Consider the following 22,877-nt stretch of genomic DNA (forward strand, 5'->3'; position numbering starts at 1 on the left):
ATCCCATTTTCATAAAAAGTTTCAGCACAAAAAATCATACATAACCCTTATCATTCATCACAAAAGAGTTATAATCGGTATAACGATTATAAAATATACGATTGAGGAATGGGGATTCTTCAATCGTATGACAAAAAATTCAGGGGATAAGGATGGGGTTTTCATGAGCAGTACGCAAACGAGAACAGACGTCATTTTGATTGGGGCAGGGATTATGAGCGCAACGCTCGGTTCACTCTTTAAAGAGCTCGTACCGGAGTGGAACATCAAAGTGTTCGAAAAGCTCGATGCAGCAGGGGAAGAAAGTTCAAACGAATGGAATAACGCAGGTACGGGACATGCCGCACTTTGCGAATTAAACTATACAACAGAGAACGCAGACGGGACGATTGACATCTCCAAAGCGGTCAACGTCAACGAGCAGTTCCAAATCTCGCGCCAGTTTTGGGCGCACCTCGTCAAGCAAGGACTGATTGAAAATCCAGGAGCCTTTATTCGTTCAATCCCACATATGAGCATGGTCCAAGGGGAGAAGAACGTCGATTTCTTGAAACGCCGTTTGGAAGCGCTCACAACGAATCCGTTGTTTGAAGGGATGGTCTTATCGGACGATCCGAGTCAATTACAGGAATGGATCCCGCTCATCATGGACGGACGGACATCGGATGAACCGATTGCCGCGACGAAAATCGACTCAGGAACAGACGTGAATTTTGGCGCATTGACACGTATGTTGTTTGACCATCTCACATCGAACGGGGTCGAGCTCAACTACGGTCATAGCGTCGAGGACGTGAAGCGCCTCGAGAACGGTCATTGGGAAGTGAAAGTGAAAGACATGTCTCGGAATACGATTGAGACGCATACGGCACCGTTTCTCTTTATCGGAGGCGGTGGTGGCAGTTTGCCGCTCTTACAAAAGACAGGGATTCCGGAATCGAAACAAATCGGTGGATTCCCGGTCAGCGGCCTCTTCCTCGTTTGCAAAAATCGTGAGGTCATCGAGCAACATCATGCGAAGGTCTACGGAAAGGCGAAAGTCGGGGCACCACCGATGTCGGTCCCTCACCTCGACACCCGCTTTATCGATGGACGCAAAGAGTTGCTGTTTGGACCGTTCGCCGGCTTCACACCGAAATTCTTAAAAACAGGATCGAACTTGGATTTGATTCGTTCGGTCAAGCCGAACAACGTCATCACGATGCTTGCCGCAGGGGCGAAAGAGATGCCACTTACGAAATACTTGATCGAGCAGGTACTCTTATCTCACGACAAACGGATGGATGAACTCCGTGAATTCATCCCGAATGCCAAGAATGAAGATTGGGAGATCGTCGTGGCAGGGCAACGTGTGCAGGTCATCAAAGATACACCGCAAGGAAAAGGAACGCTTCAATTCGGAACGGAAGTCGTCAGTGCCGAAGATGGGTCGGTCGCGGCGCTTCTCGGTGCTTCTCCAGGCGCATCGACGGCCGTGCACGTCATGTTGAAAGTGCTCGAGCAGTGCTTCCCGCAACACTTACCGGAGTGGGAAGCGAAAATCAAAGAAATGGTACCGTCGTATGGATTGAACCTGTCGGAACACCCGGATTTATTCAAGACGATTCACGAATCGACGGCGGTCACGCTCGGTTTAGAGGAAAAGGACATGGTCCACAATTAATTGATTCAAGACGAGCATACAATCGTATGCTCGTCTTTTGTATAGAAAAAAGCGACCTCCTATCGGGCCGCTCATACCATTTTGAGAAACGTCTTTGCCTGCTGTTCGAGTGTAGCGGCTGAATCTGCTAATTTTTCGAACTCTCGGACCGTATGCTCGAGTTGTCCCGAGCTATCTTTGACTTTATGAGAAATTCGTCCGATGCTCATCGACACGTCATCGATGCGTTTCACAATGCCTTCAATGTTGTTGTTCACTTCTGTAATGGAGAGTGAGACTTTGTTTGAAAGATTGCGCACCTCTGTCGCGACGACATTGAAGCCGCGTCCATGTTCACCTGCGCGTGCCGCCTCGATTGCGGCATTGAGTGCGAGAAGGTTGGTTTGGGCAGCGATTTCACGAATCGTTCGGACAATATCCGTGATTGTTTTCGCCTCTTGTTGGAGAGCATGTAAATGCTCTAGGTTTTGAGTCGACTCTTGTTCAATCAGTTTGACGTTTTCGAGTACGTGTTCTCCGTCTTGTTTCCCGATTTGGGACTGGGCAGATAAGTATTCAGACGTCTCTTGAAGATTATTCGCCATGTGGAGTACGTCTTGTTGCCGTGACGTGATATCGGCTGCAATCTTTGAGACGCCGATGACGTTCTGGTGGGCATCATCGAAGATCGGCATGTAGGTCGCCTCTAGCCAGACACTATGACCATCAGCGGCACGTCGTTCAATCTTGTCGTGATAACTCAACCCTTGCATGAGCTTACGCCAAAACAGGTCGTATTGGGGACTGTTCGCGAACTCGGGCAAGCAAAGATCACGATGGGGGCGTCCCATCAGTTCCTTGACTTCGTACCCCATCGTTTTGGCAAAAATCTCATTGACGTAGGCGACGCGGCGATTTTCATCAAAGCGAATGATGGCCAGATTGTTTTCGATTGCCCGAACGACGTGCGTGTCGGTGACATGGGTCGTACTAGAGTGCAGTTGCATCCTAACATCCTCCCTATATCATAAGGTATATTTGTTTTAGGATACCTGAAAAATGTAAAAAAAAGTATATTATTTTAATAGAACAAAAAAAGACCACTTCCACTGGAAGAGGTCAAGGTGTGAGTGTCGCCATGCTTTCATGTAAGTACTCGCCAATCGTGCGCTCGATGTCGCTCTCTGAACGCTCGAGGGCAAGGGAGAGCTCTTTCACCAAAATCGTTTTGGCGTTCTCTAAAATCTTACGATCTTGCTCGTATAGTTTTTTGTTCGCTTGAAGTGCCTCGATTTGTCTACGGCTCAATGTATTCACCACTTGGGCAATCTCATGACGGTTTCCTGAATGCACGACATTCAAGAATTCACGATTGCGGTTGTTGGAATGCGGATTCCATTCCACGCCAGGTGAGCGGAACGACTCTAAAATCTCTGATGCCTCATCTGCTTCGAGTAACGTCAACATCATCACGTTGTCATTGTCGACGGGAATGCTGATCTGCAACTTTTGTGAGTTGTTGATGGGGTGAAGCGTATAGTACGATTTCGTCTCTCCTGCGACCGTTTTGTCCGAAATGTCGTCGATGCGACATACGCCATGGGTCGAGTAGATGATTAAGTCTCCAGTTTTAAACAAGTCGATCACCTCTTCCTTACCTATAAGCATAGTCATTCAGAAGATGAAATGTCAACTCGGTTGACGTTTTTGTCCATGTATGCATATGAAAAACCGTGTCGCCTTCAAGCCGACACGGTCATAGTTTCCAATCCACGCGCAGAATAGTTTTCAGTTGTTCGAACGCTTCTTGACCGATACTTTCTTGTATCCGTTGCTCAAGCTGCGCTTTGAGCGTCTCGTTTTGCTCATAACAAGTATGACCGAGGGAGGTCAACTCGATACATTTGTCTTTTCGATTTTGCGGATGGTCTGTCACAAGAACGAGCGCTTTACTCTCTAGGTTCTTGATCAGTTTATGAGTCGCTTGTCGAGAAATATGGACACTGTGCGTGACTTCGGCAATTGTTGTTTTCGACTGATAAAGTGTCGCGAGAATATACCACTCCGAGTTCGAGAGTTGGATATCACTTTGTTCATTCCAAGATTGTTCACTCATGCGTCGAACTTGATCATTTCGCTCTGACAATAAATCAAGTAGACGGGTTGACGTTGATGGAGTCAAATCAAGTCACTCCTCTTTCATTTCCGGCTTTTAGACGTTCCTAACTATACAAAAGCAACTATACCCCGTCAACGTCAATCTAGAACAAAACGAGGCACGAGGCCCCGTTCCGATTAGCAGTCTTTATTTTTGAAGTCGATGACCATGCGTCCTTGGATTTTCCCGTGCTCCATCTCTTCGAACACGTCTTGCACCTCGTGAAGACAGCGTTTATGAACAACCGGCACGACGAGCCCTTCTGCCCCGAACTGGAAGGCTTCTTCTAAGTCTTTCCGTGTCCCGACGAGTGAGCCGACGACTTCGATTCCATCGAGGACGAGACGAGGGATGTTCAAGTCCATCGTTTCAGAAGGAAGACCGACAGCGACCACTTTCCCACATGCTCGGACTGCATTGACTGCAGAATTAAAGGCGACTTTTGAGACGGCTGTGACGACAGCGGCATGAGCCCCACCGAACTTCTCTTGTACGATGTCAGCTGCATCTCCTTCAGTCGATGGGTTAATCGTCAAATCAGCTCCACTCTCTTTGGCGAGTTCGAGCTTATCATCGTTCAAATCTACGGCGATGACGTGTGCGTTGAAGACGTGTTTCGCATATTGGATGGCCAGGTTGCCGAGTCCACCGCAACCGTAGATGACGACCGTCTCCCCAGGTTTTACATCGGCAACTTTGATGGCTTTATATGTCGTGACGCCGGCACATGTGATGCTCGAAGCTTGCGCAGGGTCCAATCCGTCAGGTACTTTGACGGCATAGTCGGCCACGACGATACTTTGTTCAGCCATCCCGCCGTCCACGCTATATCCGGCATTTTGAACGTTTCGACAGAAAGTCTCTCGACCTGTCGTACAATATTCGCAACGACCACATGCATGATACATCCAAGCGATACTGACGCGATCGCCAACTTTCAAACTCGTGACATCGTCGGCGATTTCAGATACGATCCCAATCCCTTCATGACCGAGCACGCGTCCTTGGACATCTCCGAAATCACCAGCTGCGACGTGAAGATCCGTGTGACATACGCCACAGTACTCGACATCGACGAGCGCTTCGCCTGCTTGTAATGGACGTAGTTCCTTTTCGACGACTTCGATGTTGGCCTTGCTTGCTGAATTGACGACGACTGCTTTCATGTGTGAACACACTCCTTGTGAGAATTTAGCAAACCTGATGAAAAATCCCTTCTCAATCACATCGTCAGGATAGCACAAAAAATGGAATGAAAGCGCTTTATTTTTTGAATAGCATTTGTCTGAAAGATGAACTTTTCTCACAAAAAGATTTAGGGGAATAGAGATAGAGAAAGTAGACGAAAGGAGTGTTATTTATATGACACGAACAGCGTTATTTCACACATATAAATCAAAGATTTTGCAGCTGTCAAATTTAGAAGAAGAGACGTTGAAAAATGAAGACTTTTTGTTAGACCGTGATGAAAAGAAACAACTCGACATCTATTACGCACCGTTCGAATACATCAATCCAAAGGCGAAAGTCGTCATCGCGGGAATCACGCCAGGCTTGTATCAGATGCGTCAGTCGTTTGAGGCGATTCGTGACTTGAAGGATGCAACAGACGAAGAGGCGCTTCGAGCCGTCAAACAACGTGGCAGTTTTTCCGGTCCGATTCGAAAGAACTTGGTGACGATGCTAGACGATTTGGAGTTACATCATCATCTAGGGATCGAATCCTCCCTCGATTTGTTTGGATCAGCGAACCATCTCGTTCAAAACACGGCGGTCCTCCCTTATCCGGTCTTCTACAAAGGCAAGAACTATAACGGATCGAGCCCGGATATGATTCGAACAAAGCTGTTTCGACCATACGTAGAAGGAATCTTCGCAGAAGAGATGGCCCATCTTCAAGATGCACTCATCCTACCGATGGGCGTGAACGTGAGGCGAGCTGTGGAATTATTGGTTGAGCGAGGGCTCTTGGATCAAGATCGCGTAGTGAGTGGGTTTCCACATCCGTCTGGTGGGAACGGTCATCGCCATCGCATCTTCGCCGAAAATCGAGACGCCATGAAACGGCATATTGCTGAACACTTCAAACGACATCCACTTTGAACCGCAGTGCGGTTCTTTTCATGTGAGCACATGAACTGACATCAACTCTTTACTTCGCTAAAATGATAAACGGTTGACTCACTCACGAGATGTAGAAAGGATGTCTGCCATGATCACATTGTCGTCCGTCCATAAGCGTTATGGACAAGAGATGGCCGTTCACGATGTATCGCTTCACATTCGAAAAGGGGAGATTTACGGCATTATCGGCGCGAGCGGTGCCGGGAAGTCGACGCTCCTTCGATTGATGAATTTGTTGGAGAAACCGGATGCCGGGAGCGTCACGGTCGATGGCGACCAGTTGACCGAACTCTCTAATCGGGAACTACGCAAGAAGCGACATCGGATCGGTATGATTTTTCAACAATTTAATCTAGTCGCGAATAAGAACGTGTTTGATAACGTCCTCGATTCACTGAAACTTGCCAAGCGGCCGAAAGCATCATGGGAAGCACGCGTGATGGAATGTCTCCTTTTCGTTGGACTCGAAGCGTATCGCGATAAATATCCTTCCCAGTTGAGTGGGGGACAAAAGCAACGTGTCGCCATCGCTCGGGCACTCGCAAGTGAACCGAGTGTACTCCTATGCGATGAGCCGACCTCTTCACTCGACCCGAATACGACGGCGGAAGTGCTGCGTGTCCTTCAGTCGGTCAATGAACAACTCGGTGTCACCGTCGTTCTCGTCACGCATGAGATGGATGTCATCCGTCAAATCTGTCATCGCGTCACCGTCATGGCAGACGGATCTGTTCATGAGACGATTGAGAGGGAGCCGACAGGGGTGGTCGCCATCGATCAGAATCCAAGTTGGTTCGTCGAACAGTTGCGAGAGGAAGGTGAAGCGAATGCCTGAAATCTTGGCCCGCTATCAATCAGAGATTTGGCAGTCCATTGCCGAGACGTTCATTATGGTCGGGGTATCGATTCTCGCCGCGATTCTAGTCGGATTGCCGTTAGGCACGTGGCTTTACCTTTCGCGTAAAGGACAATTGTTAGAGAACCAAATCGTCTTCTCCGTCCTCAACCTGGTCGTGAACATCGTCCGGTCTTTCCCGTTCTTGTTACTCGTCGTGTTTTTGATTCCATTTACACGGCTCATTATCGGAACCGCCATCGGAACGGCAGCAGCGACGGTGCCGCTCTCCATCATTGCCATTGCGCATTATGCGCGACTCGTCGAACAGTCACTGATTGATGTCCCACGCGGGGTGATCGAAGCGGCACTCTCGATGGGAGCGTCTGTGAAAGACATCATCTTTAAGTTTCTTTATGTGGAAGCCCGGTCCGGTCTCGTCCTCGGATTGACTACATCTATCATCAGTTTTATCTCATACTCGACGATTATGGGAGTCGTCGGGGGTGGTGGCATCGGTGACTTTGCCATCCGTTATGGATATCAACAATTTCAGACAGAACTCATGCTCTATATGATTCTCATCATGCTCGTCTTCGTACAGTTGATTCAATTCACGGGCACGACCGTGGCGCGAATCATCGACAAACGTTAAACAGAAAGTAGGAAATGAATATGAAAAAATTGATGGCACTTCTGGCCTCACTCACACTCGTCCTCGCAGCATGCGGGAACGATACAGAAACACAAACGGAACAAGCAAATGAACCACAGACATTGAAAGTCGCATCACTCATCCCACCGATGACAGATATGCTTGAGATCGCGAAAGAACAGCTCGCAGAAGACAATATCGAACTCGAAATTATCGTTCTTGGAGACAATGTCCAACCGAACTCGGCACTTGCGGCGAAAGAAGTCGATGCGAACTTCTTCCAACACGTTCCGTACATGGAGGAGTTCAACCGCAGCAACGATGCGAATCTCGTTCCAATCGAACCGATTTATTTCGCAAACTATGGTGTATACGCAAAAAACTATGACAACATGGAAGACCTCCCGGAAGGCGCAACGATTGCGATCGCCAACGACGTATCGAACATCGACCGTTCGCTCTCCCTTCTCGCACAACATGATGTGATCGAGCTCGGAGAGAAGGAAGGCACGTACTATACACAAGCCGATATCACATCGAACCCGAAAAACTTCAAGTTTGAAGAAGTCGACTTGTTGATGCTCGCGCGCGCGTACGATGATGTCGATGCGGTCTTGATGACACCGGCTTACGCTGCACCGCTCGGTTTGACACCGAAGAGTGACGCACTCTTAACAGAAGGCGTCGAGAATGATTTCGCCATCACGCTTGTCGCACGTGAAGACAACCAGGATGACGAAGCGATCCAAAAACTCGGCGAAGCGCTCACAAGTGACGAAGTCCGTGCGTTCTTGCAAGAGAACTATGATGAAACGGCCATTCCGGCGTTTTAAACAAAAAAGATTGAGCCATCTAGGCTCAATCTTTTTTAGTACTCTTCGTATTCTCGCGGGTCTTGGTCATCGATGCGACCATCCTGCTTCGTCAACGCATTGAGCGTCTCCATCTCTTCATCCGTCAATTCGAAGTTGAAGACGTCGAGATTCTCTTTTTGGTGTAACTCACTGGACGAGCGGGCGAGCGGGATGACACCAAGCTGCACGTGCCAACGCAAGATGACTTGAGACACGCTCTTGCCTTTTTGTTTGGCGAGCTCGGTGATCTTCTCGTCATGAATGACCGTGCGAGCGCGACTGAGCGGGCTCCACGCTTCTGTGATGATGCCGCGTTCTTTGTCGGCTTGCCGCTGTTCGACTTGCGAGAAGTACGGGTGTAACTCGATTTGGTTAATGACCGGTGTTTCTCCCGTTTCTTCAATCAAGCGGTCAAGGTGCTCCGGCATGAAGTTCGATACCCCAATGGAGCGGATCCATCCGTTTTCCTTCGCTTGAATCAAGGCACGCCATGCCTCGACGTACTTGTCTTGTTTCGGGTTTGGCCAATGCAAGAGGAACAAATCCCAATAGTCGAGGTTCGCTCGATATAGGGACTCTCGAATCATCTCGAGCGCCTGGTCGTAGTCATAATATTGCGCGCGCAGTTTCGATGTTAAGAAAAGTTGTTCACGCGGGATGCCGGATTGGCGAACCGCTTCACCGACCGCGCCTTCATTATCGTAGCGAATCGCCGAATCGATGAGTCGATATCCGTTCCGGATGGCGCATGTGATGGCGTCGACCCCTGCTTCACCTTTCAAATAAACCGTCCCGAGTCCGATGGCCGGAATCTCATAACCGTCATGTAACTTGATTGTTGGAATACCCATCAAATGCCTCCCCATTCAAAATCCGTTCTCTTCTCCGCTATTCCACTTTCATCGGAAATGAAACGTTTGAATGTGAGGTCAACGTCGAAACGCTTTGATTAAACCTTCTGCCAAATCGAGGATACACACGATGATGATGGTGAGTAAAACACTCCAGACGCCCCAACGACTGATTGTTTCGAGGTCGACGTTGATTTGCTCAGCAATCAACGAGAGGGCATTAGAAGAAATTAAATCAGGTTGCAGTAAAATGAGCGCTGTGACGACAATCCATACGATATTGAAGAGCGCGTTCCACAAGGCGAGCGGCTTTGTCCAATGTCGAACCATCCATTTGTAAATGGCGATGGCGATCCCAAAGGCGGCCAGGGCGATGACAAACGGGAAGAATTGATCCAAGACCGACGCATTGAGTAGCGGATAGGATTCACTATCTGTGACGACACGAATCAACTGCTCGGCGTTGACATACAATACGACCATCAGAACGGTGGCGATAAAGTCAAACAAAATCGAACCAAAAGAAATCGAGGTCGAACGTGGTTTTACCTTCTTGAGTTGCTCAGGTTTCCAACTAGAGAAAGGAACTTCGCCCTCAGGTACAGCACGTTCAATGATGAAGAACGTGAGGGTGATCCAGAATAGCGTCTGAACGACGACATTGAAAATAGCCGCCCCAGTTTGAAGGAATGCTTGAATCAAGAATTGACTCCAAGACGTGTCGTCGATGGGATTGGTCAAATAACCGATGATGGAGAGAATGGTGACAACCGTGACGGCAATCGGTAAGACGATTTTGATGATGTTCACGTACTGTGTGAAGTGAGCAGGACCGATGAGATAAAGTGGTCGGTTCGCGTAGCGAGCAGCGAGGATTTGAGGGTCGCCGAGTTGGCGCAATGCTTCAAATAAAGCCGCTTCAGACGGGTCATTTCCAGTCATGTCATCAATGGTCGATTCCAATTCGAGTGCGACGTCTTGCCGCATCGACTCTGGGATTCGAGAGGTGACTTCATCGATATACACATCACGAAGATTCATGATCATTTCCTCCTTCAATTAGACGGGTCAACGTTTTCGACATGTTCATCCATTCCACGTACAACTCATTCAAAATGTCCATCCCATCCGAGCTGAGCACGTAGTACTTGCGTGGTCGACTCTCTGTCGTATCCCAGGAACTCGTGACGAGTCCTTGTTTTTCAAGTCGACGCAAGAGCGGGTAGAGCGTACTTTGATCAATGTTGATATCGGCATCTAGCAGTGCTTGAACGAGAGAATAGCCGTATTGGGGTGTCTTCAACTGACTGAGCACCGCAATCGTCAATGTGCCGCGCCGCAACTCCGTCACCAACGAGGCTTTTACATCAGACATTTTTTCGCCTCCTTCATTCGTTTATCTTCATACTGTATATCATACACTATAAGTTATCATACATCAATGTGAATAAAAGATGTTGAGTCATTTCCTGATTTTGGGATAATAAAGAGGAGGTGATGTTCATGAAGTGGTGGTGGATTCTTGGAGGTGTGGTGATCGCCAGTTTATTGACGATCAATGAGCAATGGTATGGGCATGCGGCGACGTTTGGAGTGCCGATTGGCTGGATCATCATGCTGCTAGTCTTGGCACAGTTTCGAAAGCCGACATCGACTCTTTGGGCGGCGTCGGTCGGAGTGATGAGTGTAGGGGCGGCGATTTTGCTTTCGATTCCGAGCTACTCGTTAGCTGAGGCAGAAGAGACGTTGAGCAAAATGTACAATGACGTGGAGTACATGGAGAGCGTTCCGACGACCGGAGAAGAATGGAATCCATTCTCTCCTCGAGTGGGCTATCGATTTGAGACGGAGAGCGGAGACTCGATTTTATTCATCCCGGACTCAGGGAAGACGTTTGAACTATAAAAAAGACTCGCTCTCATGATAGAGGGCGAGTCTTTTTGTTAGTTGCGAATCATGTAGTCGAAGGCGCCGAGTGCGGCTGTCGCACCAGAACCCATCGAGATGATGATTTGTTTGTAGGGGCTGTTCGTGCAGTCTCCTGCCGCGAACACACCTGGGACGTTCGTCGCGCCATGACGGTCGACGACGATTTCCCCGAAGTTGTTGCGTTCGACCGAGTCGAGCCAGTCCGTGTTCGGGACGAGACCGATTTGGACGAAGACGCCTTCAAGTTCGACATGATGTGACTCGTTCGTCTCACGAGACACATACGAGATGCCGTTTACTTTGTCCGTACCCGTGATTTCTGTCGTCTGAGCGTTCGTGATGACAGTCACGTTCGGGAGGCTGTGAAGACGATCTTGTAGCACTTGGTCAGCTTTAAGTTCAGGAGCGAACTCGAGGACCGTTACGTGCTTGACGATTCCTGCGAGGTCGATGGCCGCTTCGATCCCAGAGTTACCGCCACCGATGACCGCGACACGTTTCCCTTCGAAGAGAGGACCGTCACAGTGCGGGCAGTAAGCGACCCCTTTGTTTTTGAACTCCACCTCACCTGGGACGTTGACGTTACGCCAGCGTGCACCGGTCGAGAGGATGACACTCTTACTCTTCAAGACAGCGCCGTTCTCGAGTTCGATCTCGACGAGGTCCTTTTTCTCAAGACGCTTCGCGCGTTGAAGGTTCATGACATCGATGCCGTACTCTTTGACGTGCTCTTCTAGACTGGCGACGAGCTTTGGACCTTCTGTATAAGCAGTACCGATGAAGTTCTCAATCCCCATCGTGTCCATCACTTGGCCGCCGAAGCGCTCTGCGATGATTCCGGTACGGATTCCTTTACGAGCCGCGTATACGGCTGCGCTCGCACCCGCTGGACCGCCACCGACGACGAGGACGTCATACGGGTCTTTGTCCGAAAACGCAGAAGCGTCAGGACCTGTACCGAGTTTCGCCAAGATCTCTTCGAGTGACATCCGACCGTTACCGAACGATTCGCCGTTCAAGAAGACCGTCGGGACAGCCATGATCTCTTTTGCTTCCACTTCATCCTGGAACGCGGCTCCATCGATCATCGTGTGCGTGATGTTCGGGTTGAGGACGCTCATGACGTTTAGCGCTTGCACGACGTCAGGACAGTTGTGGCAGCTGAGACTGATGTACGACTCGAAGTGATATGTGCCTTCGATATTTTGAATTTGTTTGATTGTATCCGCATCGACTTTCGGCGCGCGCCCGCTCACTTGGAGGAGGGCGAGGACAAGTGATGTGAACTCATGTCCGAGTGGAATCCCCGCGAAGACGATTCCTGTCTCTTCGGATGGACGATTCACGCTGAAGCTCGGTGTACGCTCGAGTGTCGCGCGTTCGACCGAGATGCGTGATGACATGCTGGCGAGTTCGTTGACGAGCTCGAGCATCTCGTTTGAGACTTTGTCTTCCCCAGCGCTCACACGGAGGACGACATCGCCCTCCATGAGCTGGAGATATTGGTCGAGCTGTTGTTTAATCGCTGCTTCTAACATGCAATCGCTCCTTACAATTTACCGACGAGGTCAAGGCTTGGGCGGAGTGTTTCAGAACCCTCTTCCCATTTCGCTGGGCAGACTTCGCCTGGATTGTTGCGTACGTATTGTGCTGCTTTGACTTTGTTGACGAGCGTGCTCGCGTCACGGCCGATGCCGCCAGCGTTGATCTCGACAGTTTGGATGACACCATCTGGGTCGATGATGAACGTACCACGGTCTGCGAGGCCGTCTTCTTCGTTCAAGACATCGAAGTTGCGTGAGATGACGTGTGATGGGTCACCGATCATGATGTACTCGATTTTTCCGATTTTCTCAGATGTTTCGTGCCAAGCTTTATGTGTGAAGTGTGTGTCTGTTGAGACAGAGTATACTTCTACACCGAGGTTTTTAAGTGTAGCGTACTCGTTTTGAAGGTCTTCAAGTTCAGTTGGGCAGACGAATGTGAAGTCAGCTGGGTAGAAGCAGACAACGCTCCATTTACCTTTGAGGTCGTTCTCTGTAACTTCGAGGAACTCACCTGTTTGGAATGCTTGTGCTTTGAATGGTAGTACTTCTTTGCCGATTAATGACATGGGTTATGTCCTCCTTGTGTTTTACTCTAGCGTTTCTATCTCGACTAGAATAATTATAATGTAATACTAACTTCATATAACGAGCTGAAATTGTCAAGGCGTTTGCATGCTTTGAAAGTATAAGACGTACCAACATATTATCTGCATGTGGCTTAACGGAAGTAAAGAAAACGTTTACATTAAAAACAGTATTTTTCTCTCGATTTTCTTATTTCGATAAATAAATATGTTGAATAGAGTTGCTAATATTTTGGAAAGGGTTCTACATTTTCTCGTCAGAAATTAGAGGATTATCAATTACATCAATAAAATAACCTTAATCACAAACAGAGATTAAGGTTGAAAAATTTGCTGTATAATTTTTTCTCGATACAAAGCACGATCCTGACTTTTTCGTAGTCTAGCATGACAGTTAGGGCAAGTGGCAATCACTTGCTCGGGAAGAGCCAATCCTTCATCTGATTCTTTATATAGCGAGTAAAGTTCTAAATAAGGACCATTTTCAGTATCGAATGGTGCGCCTTGACCGCATGCTTCACAGTGATTATTTGCTCTTGCAAGTACATAATAATATAAGGCCGCTGTCTGTTCTCTCACTTGACGCTTTCGAATCGACATGCTTAATCCAGTCGCACGCTTCGGGTCACGATTGGCAATTTGTTCGAGTTCCTCAATTGACTTGCACCTCATAGTTGTTGCATATTCGTGAGATTCTTCCTGTACGACATGGAGAGGTTCGAAAGCAAAAACGATTACTTCTCGCTGATTTTGATGTTTGTCGATTCCAAATTGAATATCATAGCCAATCAAAACAAGTTGGTCTACGAAACGATAATTTCCTTTTCCGAGAGATTCAAATAGATAAACATCCTCACCATTTTCGATGTGATGGAGAAGTGCTTTGTTACCGAAGGAGAAGGTTTGATTTCCTTCCTGTCCTTCTCCGCTATAATAGAACAAGCCATCTTCTTCGCTCCAGCCATTCTTATAGCCAAACTCTTGGTCCATCCCACTATCGAAAATAAAAATAAGTTTATGTTTGTTAGGTGTACTGATTCCTCGTTGACGACTTCCACCATATTGATCATGAATGAGGGAACGTCTATAAACTTTGTTTTTTTCGAACAGCATAAAGCACCTCACTTCCAGGTTTTTCTTTAAATAGAGTGTAGCATGCTTTTTTATTAAAAACGAAAAAGACAGAGGACTCCCTCTGCCTTCACCGTCACTCCGCCATCAACGCACACACCGCATTCGAATACGCTACCGGATCTTCAATCGGTAACCCTTCAATGAGGAGGGCTTGTTGATACAAGAGGTCTGTATATTGTTTCGCTTTCGCTTCATCTTCTTTATACACACGTTGGAGCGTCTGGAAGATGGCGTGGTCGGCGTTCACTTCGAGCACTTTCTCCGCTTTCATGCCGCCACCGTTTGGCATCGCGTTCAAAATCTTCTCCATCTCGATTGAGACGTCACCCGCGACCGTCAGACAGACTGGATGTGACTTGAGGCGTGTCGAGGCACGCACTTCTTTGACGCGGTCCCCGAGCTCTTCTTTCATGAATGTAAACAGGTCTTGGTTGTCCTCGTTGAGCGACTTCGCTTCCGCGTCATCGAGACCGAGGTCGCCGCTCGCAATCGATTTGAACTCTTTGTCGTCATACGACTGAAGCATCTTGATTGCGAACTCGTCGATTTCTTCTGTGAAGTAGAGGATTTCATATCCTTCCTCTTTCAAGCGCTCTGCTTGTGGCAAGAGGTCGATGCGATGAATCGATTCACCTGTCGCATAATAGATGTATTTCTGATCTTCTTTCATCCGCTCGACGTACTCTTTGAGCGAGACGAGTTTCTTCTCATGAGAAGAATGGAACAGAATCAAGTCTTTTAATTCGTCTTTGGCTGCGCCGAACTGGTCGTACACACCGAACTTCAATTGGCGACCGAACGACTCATAGAATTTCTCATAGTCCTCACGCTCATTTTGGAGCATCTTCTCGAGCATCCCTTTGATTTTCGACTTCACGTTTTTGGCGATCACGCGAAGTTGGCGGTCCTGCTGTAACATTTCACGGGAAATGTTAAGGGAGAGGTCTTCTGAGTCGACCATCCCTTTGACGAAGCCGAAGTAGTCTGGCAAGAGGTCAGGTGACTTCTCCATGATCAACACGCCATTCGAGTAGAGCTCGAGCCCTTTCTCAAATTCTTTCGTGTAGTAATCGAATGGAACCGTTGATGGGATATAGAGAATCGATTGATAACGAATTGTCCCGTCGACGTTCAAATGAAGGTGCTTGAGCGGCTCATCAAAGCCGTAGCGCTTCTCGTGATAGAATGCCTTATAATCCTCGTCTTTGAGTTCGCTCTTGCGTTTCCGCCAAATCGGCACCATGCTGTTGACGGTCTCTTCTTCCTTGTAGTCCTCATACTCTTCCGAGTCCTCTTTTTGACGATGTTTCGTCACATCCAGTTTGATTGGGTAACGGATGAAGTCCGAATGCTTCTTGATGAGTGAACGGATCTCATATTCTTCGAGGAATGACGAATACGCATCATCTTCTGTGTCTGCCTTCAAGTGGAGCGTGATTTCTGTACCGATGTCCAATTTGTCTGTCGGTTCGATTGAATAACCGTCTGTACCTTCGGACTCCCATACGTATCCTTGATCACTGTCAATCGAGCGAGTACGTACGGTCACGCGGTCAGCGACCATGAACGCGGAATAGAACCCGACCCCGAATTGACCGATGAGGCTATGGTCTTCTTCCATCTTCGTCGCCTGTTTCATGGCGAGTGAACCGCTCTTTGCGATGATTCCGAGGTTTGTTTCGAGTTCTTCTTCTGTCATCCCGATCCCTGTATCGCGAATTGTGATCGTCCGCGCTTCTTTGTCGAGTTCGACTTTGACGAAGTAATCGTCTTTGTTGAATTCGATGCTTTCGTCGGAGAGGGCACGATAATACATCTTGTCGATGGCGTCACTCGCGTTCGAGATGAGCTCACGCAAGAAGATGTCCTTATGTGTATAAATTGAGTGGACCATCAACTCTAAAATTCGTTTCGATTCGGTTTGAAACTGTTTTTTTGTCATGATCGTTCTCCTTTTGATGTCTATATTTTGGCACTCTGTATATAGGAGTGCTAACACTATTGATTATCCTAATTTTTAGGAAGATGTCAACCGAGATTGAAGAAAAGATTGACGAGGACGTAGGTTTCGCATATAGTTGAGTACATGCGATGAGCTGGTCTATGTAAGACGGCGGACATTCCCTTGAGGAGCACGTTGTGGAGCGTGGTCCGTCGCGGTAGACTTTCGAGAGCACCTCTAGTGAGAGGTGCTCATTTTTTATGTATACAATTAGCCTCCCTTCAAGCGAAGGGAGGTTTTTCTTATGCCCGAATGGATGTGAGGAACATCTCTTTTAAAGCACGCAATTGTACGGCCGGTTCGATATCGTCCTCTAAATAACTGATGTGCGACTTCAACATGATGTTGTTGCCGAACGTCCCGAACGTATTGATGATTGTGACGACGGTCACCTTCACATCGATATCCGAGCGGAATGAACCGTCGCGTTTCCCATCTTCGATCAAGGGTTCGAGTGTCTGCATGATCTGTCGTTGAACGTCGATGTATGTCTCGATTCCAGGAAGAGGTGAGGCGACGAGCGATGCATAGCTCTCGAACGCCTCTCGGAAACGGGCATGGTTCGTCCGTTCCAACTGCATCTCGAAAAAGTGGTTCAAGATGGCCTCGAGTCGTTCATAGGCGTTTCCTTCCTCATGCATGAATTGTTCAAATCTCTCGAGTGTCGGTTGTAGATTCTTGACGGCTGCCGCGACAATCAATTGATCCTTCTTCGGGAAGTAGCGAAACAGTGTCGCCACCCCAATCCCTGCCGCATCCGCGATGTCCTGCATTTGAACCTTCTCAAAGCCATTCTCTATAAATAATCGTTCTGCCTCCTGGATAATCAGTTGAACTCGTTCTTCTTTGTTTTGTTGTCGTTTACTCAATTCCATCACCTCATTGTCTGTCCTTAGTATATCGTCTTCAAGCAGTTTCGTTGAGATTAATGTCACATCCAATTATTATTATGATAGTTAGACTATCATAATTTAATGAATGGAGCTGGGACAATGCGTTTACAGGGGAAAGTAGCGGTCATCACAGGGGCAGGAAGCGGTATGGGAGAGTCAACGGCACGTCTATTCGCCAAAGAAGGGGCAACAGTCGTCGCGACAGACATCAATGAACAAGGAGTAAACAATGTAGTCGAGTCGATTCGTGCACAAGGTGGGGAAGCCATCGCGGTGAAACATGACGTGACATCACGCTCGAGCTGGGAGGATGTATTCGCGGAAGTGGAAGCGACATGTGGCAAATTAGATATTCTCGTCAATAACGCTGGAATCGCACTTGCAAAACCTTTCTTGGAACAGACAGAAGAGGACTGGGCACGCACATATCGCATCAACATCGATGGGGTCATGTTAGGGACACAGTACGCGATTCCGCTCATGACGGAGAATGGGGGAGGATCAATCGTCAACATCTCCTCCATCTCTGCATTGACCGGTATGGCGGGTGCCGGTGCCTATACGGCCTCGAAAGGTGCGGTCCGTTCTCTCACGAAAGCAGCGGCAGTCGATTACGGGAAGCAAAACATTCGGGTCAACTCGGTGCATCCAGGGTACATCGTGACACCGATGAGTGCGCCACATATGGAGCATCCAGACTATAAACAACATTTCTTGAATCAAATCGCTTTGCCGAATCTCGGACAAGCGGATGAGGTGGCGGCAGCCGTCCTGTTCCTTGCGTCAGACGAAGCGAATCATATCAGCGGGATCGAACTTCCGGTAGATGGTGGCGTGACGGCGAAGTAAAAGTAGGGTCTCTATGGAGGCCCTACTTTTTTAATTACTCTAAGATTCCGATTAACTCCATCACGAGTAGTATGACTAGACCTGAACTAAGCACAGCTGCAAAAAAGACGAGCACAGCATACTCTTTCTGCTTCAAAATTGCCCACCATCCGGTCACAAACGCTCCTAGCCCGAGGATAGAGAATGTGGTCATATAGCTGAGTCGAAGCATGTTTGCAGTATTGTCGCTCCAAAGCGTCGAGTGGAAGATTGTATCAAATTGATTGAGCAGAAGAAACGGTACATACATGGCAAGGAACAAGGCAATCAAGAGAATAGACCATTTTCCGATTGAAGTATGTGGAAAGATTGCACCATTCATGAGGATTCACCTCTTTTCATTTTAAAATCATCTGTATTATTTATATTCCCGTTTTGTGTAAAGAGTTTAAGTGATTCATCAAATTGACATGATATAGTCGACATGAAAGAGTGAGATGACAAGTGTAGAACAGTGCCAAATGAGCCGAAAAAGGAAATTGATATTATTTAGTTAACTATGAAAGTTGGTATAGTGAGATGGACACTCAGTTTGAGATAGAACGGATTTGGATGGATGAAACGGAGCTGTTTTATCAAGTTCAGCTTCAACTTCGGTCTTCTGCCTGCGCCAGCAATCAGTTGATTTATTTAGATGATGCGAGTCTTGGGGATCTTTATCAAAAGATCGATCAATTCAATCAAGCGTGGGGCAAAGAACCGATCACATGGAGACTAGTCGATGAAGAAGAGGGTTCGGATGATTTGCAAGTCAATCTAACTTTCACGTTGATTGACCGGATTGGGACCATCCAAATCGATATTTTCATTCATGATGAATGGCAGTTTGACTCATTTGACCATGTTCATATGAAATTTAGAATGAGGACGACGATGGGACAGCTCGACGACTTGAGCGCTCAACTCAAACGTTTCATTCGTCGTGAGACCGACCATGTCTCATCACTTCGACCAGAATAAAGCAGCCTGAGACGACTCAGGCTGCTTTTTAGTACCATTCTTTCGGTTCGTAATTCAATTCGCGGAACAGCTGCTCACGCTCTTTTTTCGAAAGATCGCGCCATTGTCCAGGCGGCAGTTTCCCGAGCGTGATGTTCATGACACGAACACGTTGGAGGCGGAATACTTCGTATCCGAGCGCCTCACACATCCGACGGATTTGGCGGTTGAGTCCTTGCGTGAGGGTAATGTTGAAATCGAACTTTGAAAGCGGACGGACTTTACACGGAAGTGTCTTCTGGCCAAGGATTTTGACACCGGCTTCCATCTGCTCGACGAACTCTGGTGTGATTGGCTTATCAACCGAGACGATGTATTCTTTCTCGTGCTCGCCTTCTGCACGGAGAATCTCGTTGACGATATCGCCGTCATTCGTCATGAGGATGAGACCTTCCGAGTCTTTATCAAGACGACCGATGTTGAAGATGCGGAGCGGGTGGTTGACCATGTCGACCAAGTTCCCTTTTACTTTTTTTTCTGTCGTACTCGTGATCCCGACCGGCTTATGGACAGCGATGTAGACGTTGTTTCGGGCAACCCGTGCGACAGAACCGTTGACGAGGACTTCATCGCCCGGTTTGACTTGGTCGCCGATTTTTGCTTTTTTCCCATTGATGGTGACGCGTCCCTCTTCGACGAGACGGTCGGCTTGGCGACGGGACGCCTTGCCTGATTCACTGATGAATTTATTGATGCGCATGTGTACACGTCCTTTGTTTGGCTTCGTCCTCTCACTATAACGCATTTTATAAACTCTCGAAAGCGGGAAACGAACGGGAGAGGAGGGATGACATGGAGGCAGTACGACTGTTACAAGACGCAATCCGATTTCAACAAGCACTGTGCGACACAACGTTCGGGAAAGAATTGATTCAAGAGGCATCACCTGTCCTTTGGTACGGTCGACCTGGTCCGGATCAATGGCTGACCATCGGGACGAATCCGTCTCGCGGCGAGTTTTTACATCGTGACGGGACACCGAGAACGGGGCAACACCAAAAGTTCTATTGGCGGAACATACTCTCGTTTGACGATTACCTCGGAAATGAAGAGGCGCTGCAACAAACGCTCGAACGGGCATCGGTCTATTTCGAGTCGAATCGCGCGACGACGAACTGGTTCGGGAAACCGGATGGCGCCAAACTCGAGGCACTCCTCAACGGGATGGGGCGTTCGTTCTATGATCATCCGGCAGCTGTCATCCACGTTGATTTTTTCAAGTTTGCGACATATGAACAGATGGGGAAGATGAGGACGGGGCGCCACTGGATGGAACATCCGACCTCAATCGAACTGTTGGAGCGGACGATTGCGTACATCAAACCGATCCGTATCATCGTGCTCGGACGGGATAACTGTCGTGCCTTGAACGGTTTTTCAACAATCGGAAGACTGTCTGCATATCCCGCCGTCACCTATGAAATCGGACGCCATGATTCGGGTATCCCGATGATCGGCCTCCATATGAAGCCTTCAGAAGTGTTCGTTGGGCTCGGGAATGGCCGTGATTCAAACGGGCTACATTACGGGTCATACGCGAAGCGCGAGCACCTTTTAAAAATCGGAGAAGCGATTGACACGATTATGGACGATTGGCTGGCGGATGGACGCGCGTGATGCTTCCCCAAAAGTTGAATTCGTTGAAGTCGATGTAGCGCACGTCCTTCGAACGGTTGTCGAGCACGGCTAACAAGATGACGTCCGGGAACCCCCGTTTTTCAAACTGCAAGTAGCCGACTCCCGTGACGGAATGATTTTTATAGAAGCCGTTCGCCATGTTCAACACAAACGGGCGTCCTGCTTTCAGCTCACGCTCGAACGTCGACCATTTCCAAAGATAGCGGGAACTGCCTCGACCGTCATACCCGTATCGTTTCCAAAGTTTCGTGATGATGGTGGCGATTTGTGTCGGCGGTGTCCCTTTCTCGTCTTTGAAATGATGCTTGAAGGCAATCTCTCGCACATCTTCTTGGATTTGTGTCACATCATCTGGGATGTTCGTATACCCATGATCTCGATAGAAACGGAAGATGGCGGTGATGGACGTCAACGTACAGTTGTTCTTGCCGTTCTCGAACTGACGTTGGAGCAAGACGGGCACGCCTTCAATCTGTACAGAGCGCTTTAATGTCCAGCGTCCGTGATAACGATCGTTCACATAAGCTTCCGGGTCGATGATCCCGGCATAGCCGTTGTTCGCAACCTCGAGTTGTCCTGCAAATGGGTGCTCCATCTCGGTCTCCCTCCTTTTCTTTTAGTATACAAAGGACGCCCCATCTCATAAAAGAGAAAGGGCGTCGTTTTCGTTAAAACACAAGATGTGCGATGCCGACGATGATCGGAAGGGTGATGAAGGTACGTAACAAGAAAATCAAGACGAGGTCGATGAATGAGATCGGTAGTTTTGAACCGAGCAACAAGCCCCCGACTTCTGACATATAGATGAGCTGGGTAACCGACAACGTAGCGATGACAAACCGTGTCAACTCACTCTCGATGCCGCTTCCGAGAACGGCCGGCAAGAACATGTCGGCGAAACCGACGACCATCGTTTGAGCGGCTTCCGATGCCTCAGGCACTTGAAGGAGCATCAAAATCGGTTCGAACGGCTTTCCGAGGATAGTGAAGAACGGCGTATATTCTGCGATGATGACCGCAATCGTCCCGACTGCCATGACGACAGGGAGGACGCCGATCCACATATCGAGCACGTTCTTGAAGCCGTCTTTGAGCGTCTCTAGGAAACTTTTACTCGAACGTGACTTTTGTAACGCCTGAATTAACGCCCACTTACCGAGTGACACGTTCGCGGGTACTTCTTCTTCCGGTTTGAGCTCGGTCTTCTCATAAGCCGTGTCTGCCTTTTTAGATAATGGATAAATCCGTGGCATGATGAGAGCGGCGACTAGTCCGGATAAAACGATGGCCCCGTAGTAAGGCAAGAAGTATTGGTCGAGTTCGACATACTGTAAGACGACGATGGTGAAGGTGATGGAGACGACGGAGAATGTCGTCGCAATGATCGACGCTTCCCGTTTCGTGTAATAACCTTCCTCATACTGTTTGGTCGTCAGTAGAATTCCGATCGTCGCATCCCCGACCCATGAGGCGAGCGAGTCAAGTGAGGCGCGCCCTGGCAAGCGGAAGAGCGGACGCATGATCTTCATCAAGAACGTCCCGACGAACTCGAGAAGTCCGAAGTTCAATAGGAGCGGTAACAACATACCGGCAAAGAAGAATGTCGCAAATAAGATTGGAATCAAATCAAAGAGCAATAAGCCCCCTGTAAATTCTGACGTGATCATCTCTGGTCCGAGTGTGAGTAGCGTCATGACCCCGGCGATGAAACCGATCACGCGCATGACGAACCAAAACGGTGTCACGCTAAACAGTGCGTTGATGGATGGTCGCTCCATCATAAAAGCAGGACGTGCCGTAAAGAGTAATAATGAGCCGACAATCGAAATCCCCATCATGATGACGGCGAGTGTCGGGACGAAATCCCCAATCCAGTCAATCAGCAGATTGGATAAGAAGGCGACTGGAATCGTGAAGCCTTCCTCTGATGAGATTGGTACGATGAAAAACATGATCCCGATGAGTGATGGAATCAAGAACTTAAAGAAGTCTCGACTCGAAAAAGAAGGTTTCTTTCCGTCTGGTGTTGATGAACCATTCATGATGCATTCCCCATTTCCCCGAAGTGTTTGTGCTGTCTATGTATCCCCATTACACATCCAGCCGTTATTGAAACGTATTTCTTTCTTAGTATAGAAAATATG

At 48.3% G+C, this 22,877-nt stretch carries 25 protein-coding genes; 9 read left to right on the plus strand and 16 right to left on the minus strand.

Going from position 1 to position 22,877, the window contains the following annotated elements:
* The first annotated feature begins 163 nt into the window (after positions 1–163).
* Complete coding sequence (locus tag KNO78_RS10975) at positions 164–1,663, plus strand: malate:quinone oxidoreductase (RefSeq protein ID WP_214691397.1); 1,500 nt, start codon at positions 164–166, stop codon at positions 1,661–1,663.
* 71 nt (positions 1,664–1,734) lie between these two features.
* On the opposite strand, the gene KNO78_RS15675 is transcribed toward KNO78_RS10975, so the two are convergent.
* From KNO78_RS15675 to adhP, 4 genes are all read right to left on the minus strand, one after another.
* Positions 1,735–2,649, minus strand: a complete 915-nt coding sequence (locus KNO78_RS15675; RefSeq protein WP_159563230.1) for a methyl-accepting chemotaxis protein — start codon at positions 2,647–2,649, stop codon at positions 1,735–1,737.
* A gap of 112 nt (positions 2,650–2,761) precedes the next feature.
* Complete coding sequence (locus KNO78_RS10985) at positions 2,762–3,289, minus strand: CarD family transcriptional regulator (RefSeq protein ID WP_143180210.1); 528 nt, start codon at positions 3,287–3,289, stop codon at positions 2,762–2,764.
* Between the two features lie 109 nt (positions 3,290–3,398).
* Positions 3,399–3,824, minus strand: coding sequence for a MarR family winged helix-turn-helix transcriptional regulator (locus KNO78_RS10990; protein ID WP_159563231.1), 426 nt, complete (start codon positions 3,822–3,824; stop codon positions 3,399–3,401).
* 113 nt (positions 3,825–3,937) lie between these two features.
* A complete protein-coding gene (gene adhP, locus KNO78_RS10995; protein ID WP_214691396.1) occupies positions 3,938–4,966 on the minus strand; it encodes an alcohol dehydrogenase AdhP in 1,029 nt (342 codons plus the stop codon).
* A gap of 196 nt (positions 4,967–5,162) precedes the next feature.
* On the opposite strand from adhP, the gene KNO78_RS11000 reads away from it, so the two are divergent.
* The 4 genes from KNO78_RS11000 (at position 5,163) to KNO78_RS11015 (ending at position 8,247) form a co-directional block, all read left to right on the plus strand.
* Positions 5,163–5,903, plus strand: a complete 741-nt coding sequence (locus KNO78_RS11000; RefSeq protein ID WP_047795752.1) for a hypothetical protein — start codon at positions 5,163–5,165, stop codon at positions 5,901–5,903.
* Positions 5,904–6,012: 109 nt separating this feature from the next.
* A complete protein-coding gene (locus KNO78_RS11005) occupies positions 6,013–6,759 on the plus strand; it encodes a methionine ABC transporter ATP-binding protein (RefSeq protein WP_214691395.1) in 747 nt (248 codons plus the stop codon).
* Positions 6,752–7,414 carry a methionine ABC transporter permease gene (locus tag KNO78_RS11010; RefSeq protein ID WP_214691394.1) on the plus strand — a complete coding sequence of 221 codons (663 nt, stop codon included), beginning with the start codon at positions 6,752–6,754 and terminating at the stop codon, positions 7,412–7,414. Before KNO78_RS11005 ends, KNO78_RS11010 begins: the two co-directional genes overlap by 8 nt.
* A 20-nt stretch (positions 7,415–7,434) precedes the next feature.
* Entirely contained in the window at positions 7,435–8,247 is an 813-nt protein-coding gene (locus KNO78_RS11015; protein ID WP_214691393.1) for a MetQ/NlpA family ABC transporter substrate-binding protein, read from the plus strand.
* A 35-nt stretch (positions 8,248–8,282) separates the two neighbouring features.
* On the opposite strand, the gene KNO78_RS11020 is transcribed toward KNO78_RS11015, so the two are convergent.
* The 3 genes from KNO78_RS11020 to KNO78_RS11030 form a co-directional block, all read right to left on the minus strand.
* Positions 8,283–9,119 (minus strand): aldo/keto reductase, encoded by an 837-nt coding sequence (locus KNO78_RS11020; protein WP_214691392.1) that lies wholly within the window; start codon positions 9,117–9,119, stop codon positions 8,283–8,285.
* A gap of 78 nt (positions 9,120–9,197) precedes the next feature.
* Entirely contained in the window at positions 9,198–10,160 is a 963-nt protein-coding gene (locus tag KNO78_RS11025; RefSeq protein WP_214691391.1) for an HAAS signaling domain-containing protein, read from the minus strand.
* The gene (locus tag KNO78_RS11030) at positions 10,147–10,494 is read right to left on the minus strand and encodes a PadR family transcriptional regulator (protein WP_074035166.1); all 348 of its coding nucleotides are present in this window, start codon (positions 10,492–10,494) and stop codon (positions 10,147–10,149) included. The genes KNO78_RS11025 and KNO78_RS11030 overlap by 14 nt, the downstream gene beginning before the upstream one ends.
* A gap of 128 nt (positions 10,495–10,622) precedes the next feature.
* Here KNO78_RS11030 and KNO78_RS11035 point away from each other — a divergent pair, with 128 nt between their 5' ends.
* On the plus strand, positions 10,623–11,024 hold the full coding sequence (locus tag KNO78_RS11035; protein WP_214691390.1) for a hypothetical protein: 402 nt from the start codon (positions 10,623–10,625) through the stop codon (positions 11,022–11,024).
* Between the two features lie 38 nt (positions 11,025–11,062).
* Here the strand turns inward: KNO78_RS11035 and ahpF are convergent, their stop codons facing one another.
* The 5 genes from ahpF to KNO78_RS11060 form a co-directional block, all read right to left on the minus strand.
* Positions 11,063–12,586 carry an alkyl hydroperoxide reductase subunit F gene (gene ahpF, locus KNO78_RS11040; RefSeq protein WP_214691389.1) on the minus strand — a complete coding sequence of 508 codons (1,524 nt, stop codon included), beginning with the start codon at positions 12,584–12,586 and terminating at the stop codon, positions 11,063–11,065.
* Positions 12,587–12,597: 11 nt separating this feature from the next.
* Entirely contained in the window at positions 12,598–13,161 is a 564-nt protein-coding gene (gene ahpC, locus KNO78_RS11045) for an alkyl hydroperoxide reductase subunit C (RefSeq protein ID WP_015880295.1), read from the minus strand.
* A 333-nt stretch (positions 13,162–13,494) separates the two neighbouring features.
* Positions 13,495–14,292, minus strand: coding sequence for an SRA domain-containing endonuclease (locus KNO78_RS11050; RefSeq protein WP_214691388.1), 798 nt, complete (start codon positions 14,290–14,292; stop codon positions 13,495–13,497).
* Between the two features lie 94 nt (positions 14,293–14,386).
* Positions 14,387–16,255 carry a molecular chaperone HtpG gene (gene htpG, locus KNO78_RS11055; RefSeq protein WP_214691387.1) on the minus strand — a complete coding sequence of 623 codons (1,869 nt, stop codon included), beginning with the start codon at positions 16,253–16,255 and terminating at the stop codon, positions 14,387–14,389.
* A 302-nt stretch (positions 16,256–16,557) separates the two neighbouring features.
* The gene (locus KNO78_RS11060; RefSeq protein WP_047795763.1) at positions 16,558–17,184 is read right to left on the minus strand and encodes a TetR/AcrR family transcriptional regulator; all 627 of its coding nucleotides are present in this window, start codon (positions 17,182–17,184) and stop codon (positions 16,558–16,560) included.
* Between the two features lie 123 nt (positions 17,185–17,307).
* Between KNO78_RS11060 and KNO78_RS11065 the strand changes: the two genes are divergently transcribed.
* Positions 17,308–18,057 (plus strand): SDR family NAD(P)-dependent oxidoreductase, encoded by a 750-nt coding sequence (locus KNO78_RS11065; RefSeq protein WP_047795764.1) that lies wholly within the window; start codon positions 17,308–17,310, stop codon positions 18,055–18,057.
* A gap of 34 nt (positions 18,058–18,091) precedes the next feature.
* Here the strand turns inward: KNO78_RS11065 and KNO78_RS11070 are convergent, their stop codons facing one another.
* The gene (locus KNO78_RS11070) at positions 18,092–18,418 is read right to left on the minus strand and encodes a hypothetical protein (RefSeq protein WP_047795765.1); all 327 of its coding nucleotides are present in this window, start codon (positions 18,416–18,418) and stop codon (positions 18,092–18,094) included.
* A 197-nt stretch (positions 18,419–18,615) separates the two neighbouring features.
* Here KNO78_RS11070 and KNO78_RS11075 point away from each other — a divergent pair, with 197 nt between their 5' ends.
* On the plus strand, positions 18,616–19,056 hold the full coding sequence (locus KNO78_RS11075) for a hypothetical protein (protein ID WP_214691386.1): 441 nt from the start codon (positions 18,616–18,618) through the stop codon (positions 19,054–19,056).
* Positions 19,057–19,084: 28 nt separating this feature from the next.
* Here the strand turns inward: KNO78_RS11075 and rluF are convergent, their stop codons facing one another.
* The gene (rluF, locus tag KNO78_RS11080; protein WP_015880301.1) at positions 19,085–19,795 is read right to left on the minus strand and encodes a 23S rRNA pseudouridine(2604) synthase RluF; all 711 of its coding nucleotides are present in this window, start codon (positions 19,793–19,795) and stop codon (positions 19,085–19,087) included.
* A 92-nt stretch (positions 19,796–19,887) separates the two neighbouring features.
* Between rluF and KNO78_RS11085 the strand changes: the two genes are divergently transcribed.
* Complete coding sequence (locus tag KNO78_RS11085) at positions 19,888–20,712, plus strand: hypothetical protein (protein ID WP_214691385.1); 825 nt, start codon at positions 19,888–19,890, stop codon at positions 20,710–20,712.
* On the opposite strand, the gene KNO78_RS11090 is transcribed toward KNO78_RS11085, so the two are convergent.
* Together KNO78_RS11090 and KNO78_RS11095 are read right to left on the minus strand one after the other, a co-directional pair.
* Complete coding sequence (locus KNO78_RS11090; protein WP_214691384.1) at positions 20,678–21,328, minus strand: C39 family peptidase; 651 nt, start codon at positions 21,326–21,328, stop codon at positions 20,678–20,680. The two genes, KNO78_RS11085 and KNO78_RS11090, sit on opposite strands and share 35 nt — an antisense overlap.
* A gap of 73 nt (positions 21,329–21,401) precedes the next feature.
* The gene (locus KNO78_RS11095) at positions 21,402–22,775 is read right to left on the minus strand and encodes a YjiH family protein (RefSeq protein ID WP_214691383.1); all 1,374 of its coding nucleotides are present in this window, start codon (positions 22,773–22,775) and stop codon (positions 21,402–21,404) included.
* Between the last annotated feature and the right edge of the window lie 102 nt (positions 22,776–22,877).

This window comes from Exiguobacterium sp. s132 (genome assembly GCF_018617235.1).
In the GTDB taxonomy this organism is placed as follows: Bacteria; Bacillota; Bacilli; order Exiguobacteriales; family Exiguobacteriaceae; genus Exiguobacterium; species Exiguobacterium profundum.

Bases quoted from the DNA above. Each gene is read 5' to 3' on its own strand.
- KNO78_RS11005 (WP_214691395.1), top strand. From the start codon at position 6,013: ATGATCACATTGTCGTCCGTCCATAAGCGTTATGGACAAGAGATGGCC.
- ahpC (WP_015880295.1), bottom strand. From the start codon at position 13,161: ATGTCATTAATCGGCAAAGAAGTACTACCATTCAAAGCACAAGCATTC.
- KNO78_RS11095 (WP_214691383.1), bottom strand. From the start codon at position 22,775: ATGAATGGTTCATCAACACCAGACGGAAAGAAACCTTCTTTTTCGAGT.
- rluF (WP_015880301.1), bottom strand. From the start codon at position 19,795: ATGCGCATCAATAAATTCATCAGTGAATCAGGCAAGGCGTCCCGTCGC.
- ahpF (WP_214691389.1), bottom strand. From the start codon at position 12,586: ATGTTAGAAGCAGCGATTAAACAACAGCTCGACCAATATCTCCAGCTC.
- KNO78_RS10975 (WP_214691397.1), top strand. From the start codon at position 164: ATGAGCAGTACGCAAACGAGAACAGACGTCATTTTGATTGGGGCAGGG.
- adhP (WP_214691396.1), bottom strand. From the start codon at position 4,966: ATGAAAGCAGTCGTCGTCAATTCAGCAAGCAAGGCCAACATCGAAGTC.
- KNO78_RS11010 (WP_214691394.1), top strand. From the start codon at position 6,752: ATGCCTGAAATCTTGGCCCGCTATCAATCAGAGATTTGGCAGTCCATT.
- KNO78_RS11065 (WP_047795764.1), top strand. From the start codon at position 17,308: ATGCGTTTACAGGGGAAAGTAGCGGTCATCACAGGGGCAGGAAGCGGT.
- KNO78_RS11070 (WP_047795765.1), bottom strand. From the start codon at position 18,418: ATGAATGGTGCAATCTTTCCACATACTTCAATCGGAAAATGGTCTATT.
- KNO78_RS11020 (WP_214691392.1), bottom strand. From the start codon at position 9,119: ATGGGTATTCCAACAATCAAGTTACATGACGGTTATGAGATTCCGGCC.
- KNO78_RS11000 (WP_047795752.1), top strand. From the start codon at position 5,163: ATGACACGAACAGCGTTATTTCACACATATAAATCAAAGATTTTGCAG.
- KNO78_RS11085 (WP_214691385.1), top strand. From the start codon at position 19,888: ATGGAGGCAGTACGACTGTTACAAGACGCAATCCGATTTCAACAAGCA.
- KNO78_RS11015 (WP_214691393.1), top strand. From the start codon at position 7,435: ATGAAAAAATTGATGGCACTTCTGGCCTCACTCACACTCGTCCTCGCA.
- htpG (WP_214691387.1), bottom strand. From the start codon at position 16,255: ATGACAAAAAAACAGTTTCAAACCGAATCGAAACGAATTTTAGAGTTG.
- KNO78_RS11090 (WP_214691384.1), bottom strand. From the start codon at position 21,328: ATGGAGCACCCATTTGCAGGACAACTCGAGGTTGCGAACAACGGCTAT.
- KNO78_RS11025 (WP_214691391.1), bottom strand. From the start codon at position 10,160: ATGAATCTTCGTGATGTGTATATCGATGAAGTCACCTCTCGAATCCCA.
- KNO78_RS11035 (WP_214691390.1), top strand. From the start codon at position 10,623: ATGAAGTGGTGGTGGATTCTTGGAGGTGTGGTGATCGCCAGTTTATTG.
- KNO78_RS15675 (WP_159563230.1), bottom strand. From the start codon at position 2,649: ATGCAACTGCACTCTAGTACGACCCATGTCACCGACACGCACGTCGTT.
- KNO78_RS11075 (WP_214691386.1), top strand. From the start codon at position 18,616: ATGGACACTCAGTTTGAGATAGAACGGATTTGGATGGATGAAACGGAG.
- KNO78_RS11030 (WP_074035166.1), bottom strand. From the start codon at position 10,494: ATGTCTGATGTAAAAGCCTCGTTGGTGACGGAGTTGCGGCGCGGCACA.
- KNO78_RS11050 (WP_214691388.1), bottom strand. From the start codon at position 14,292: ATGCTGTTCGAAAAAAACAAAGTTTATAGACGTTCCCTCATTCATGAT.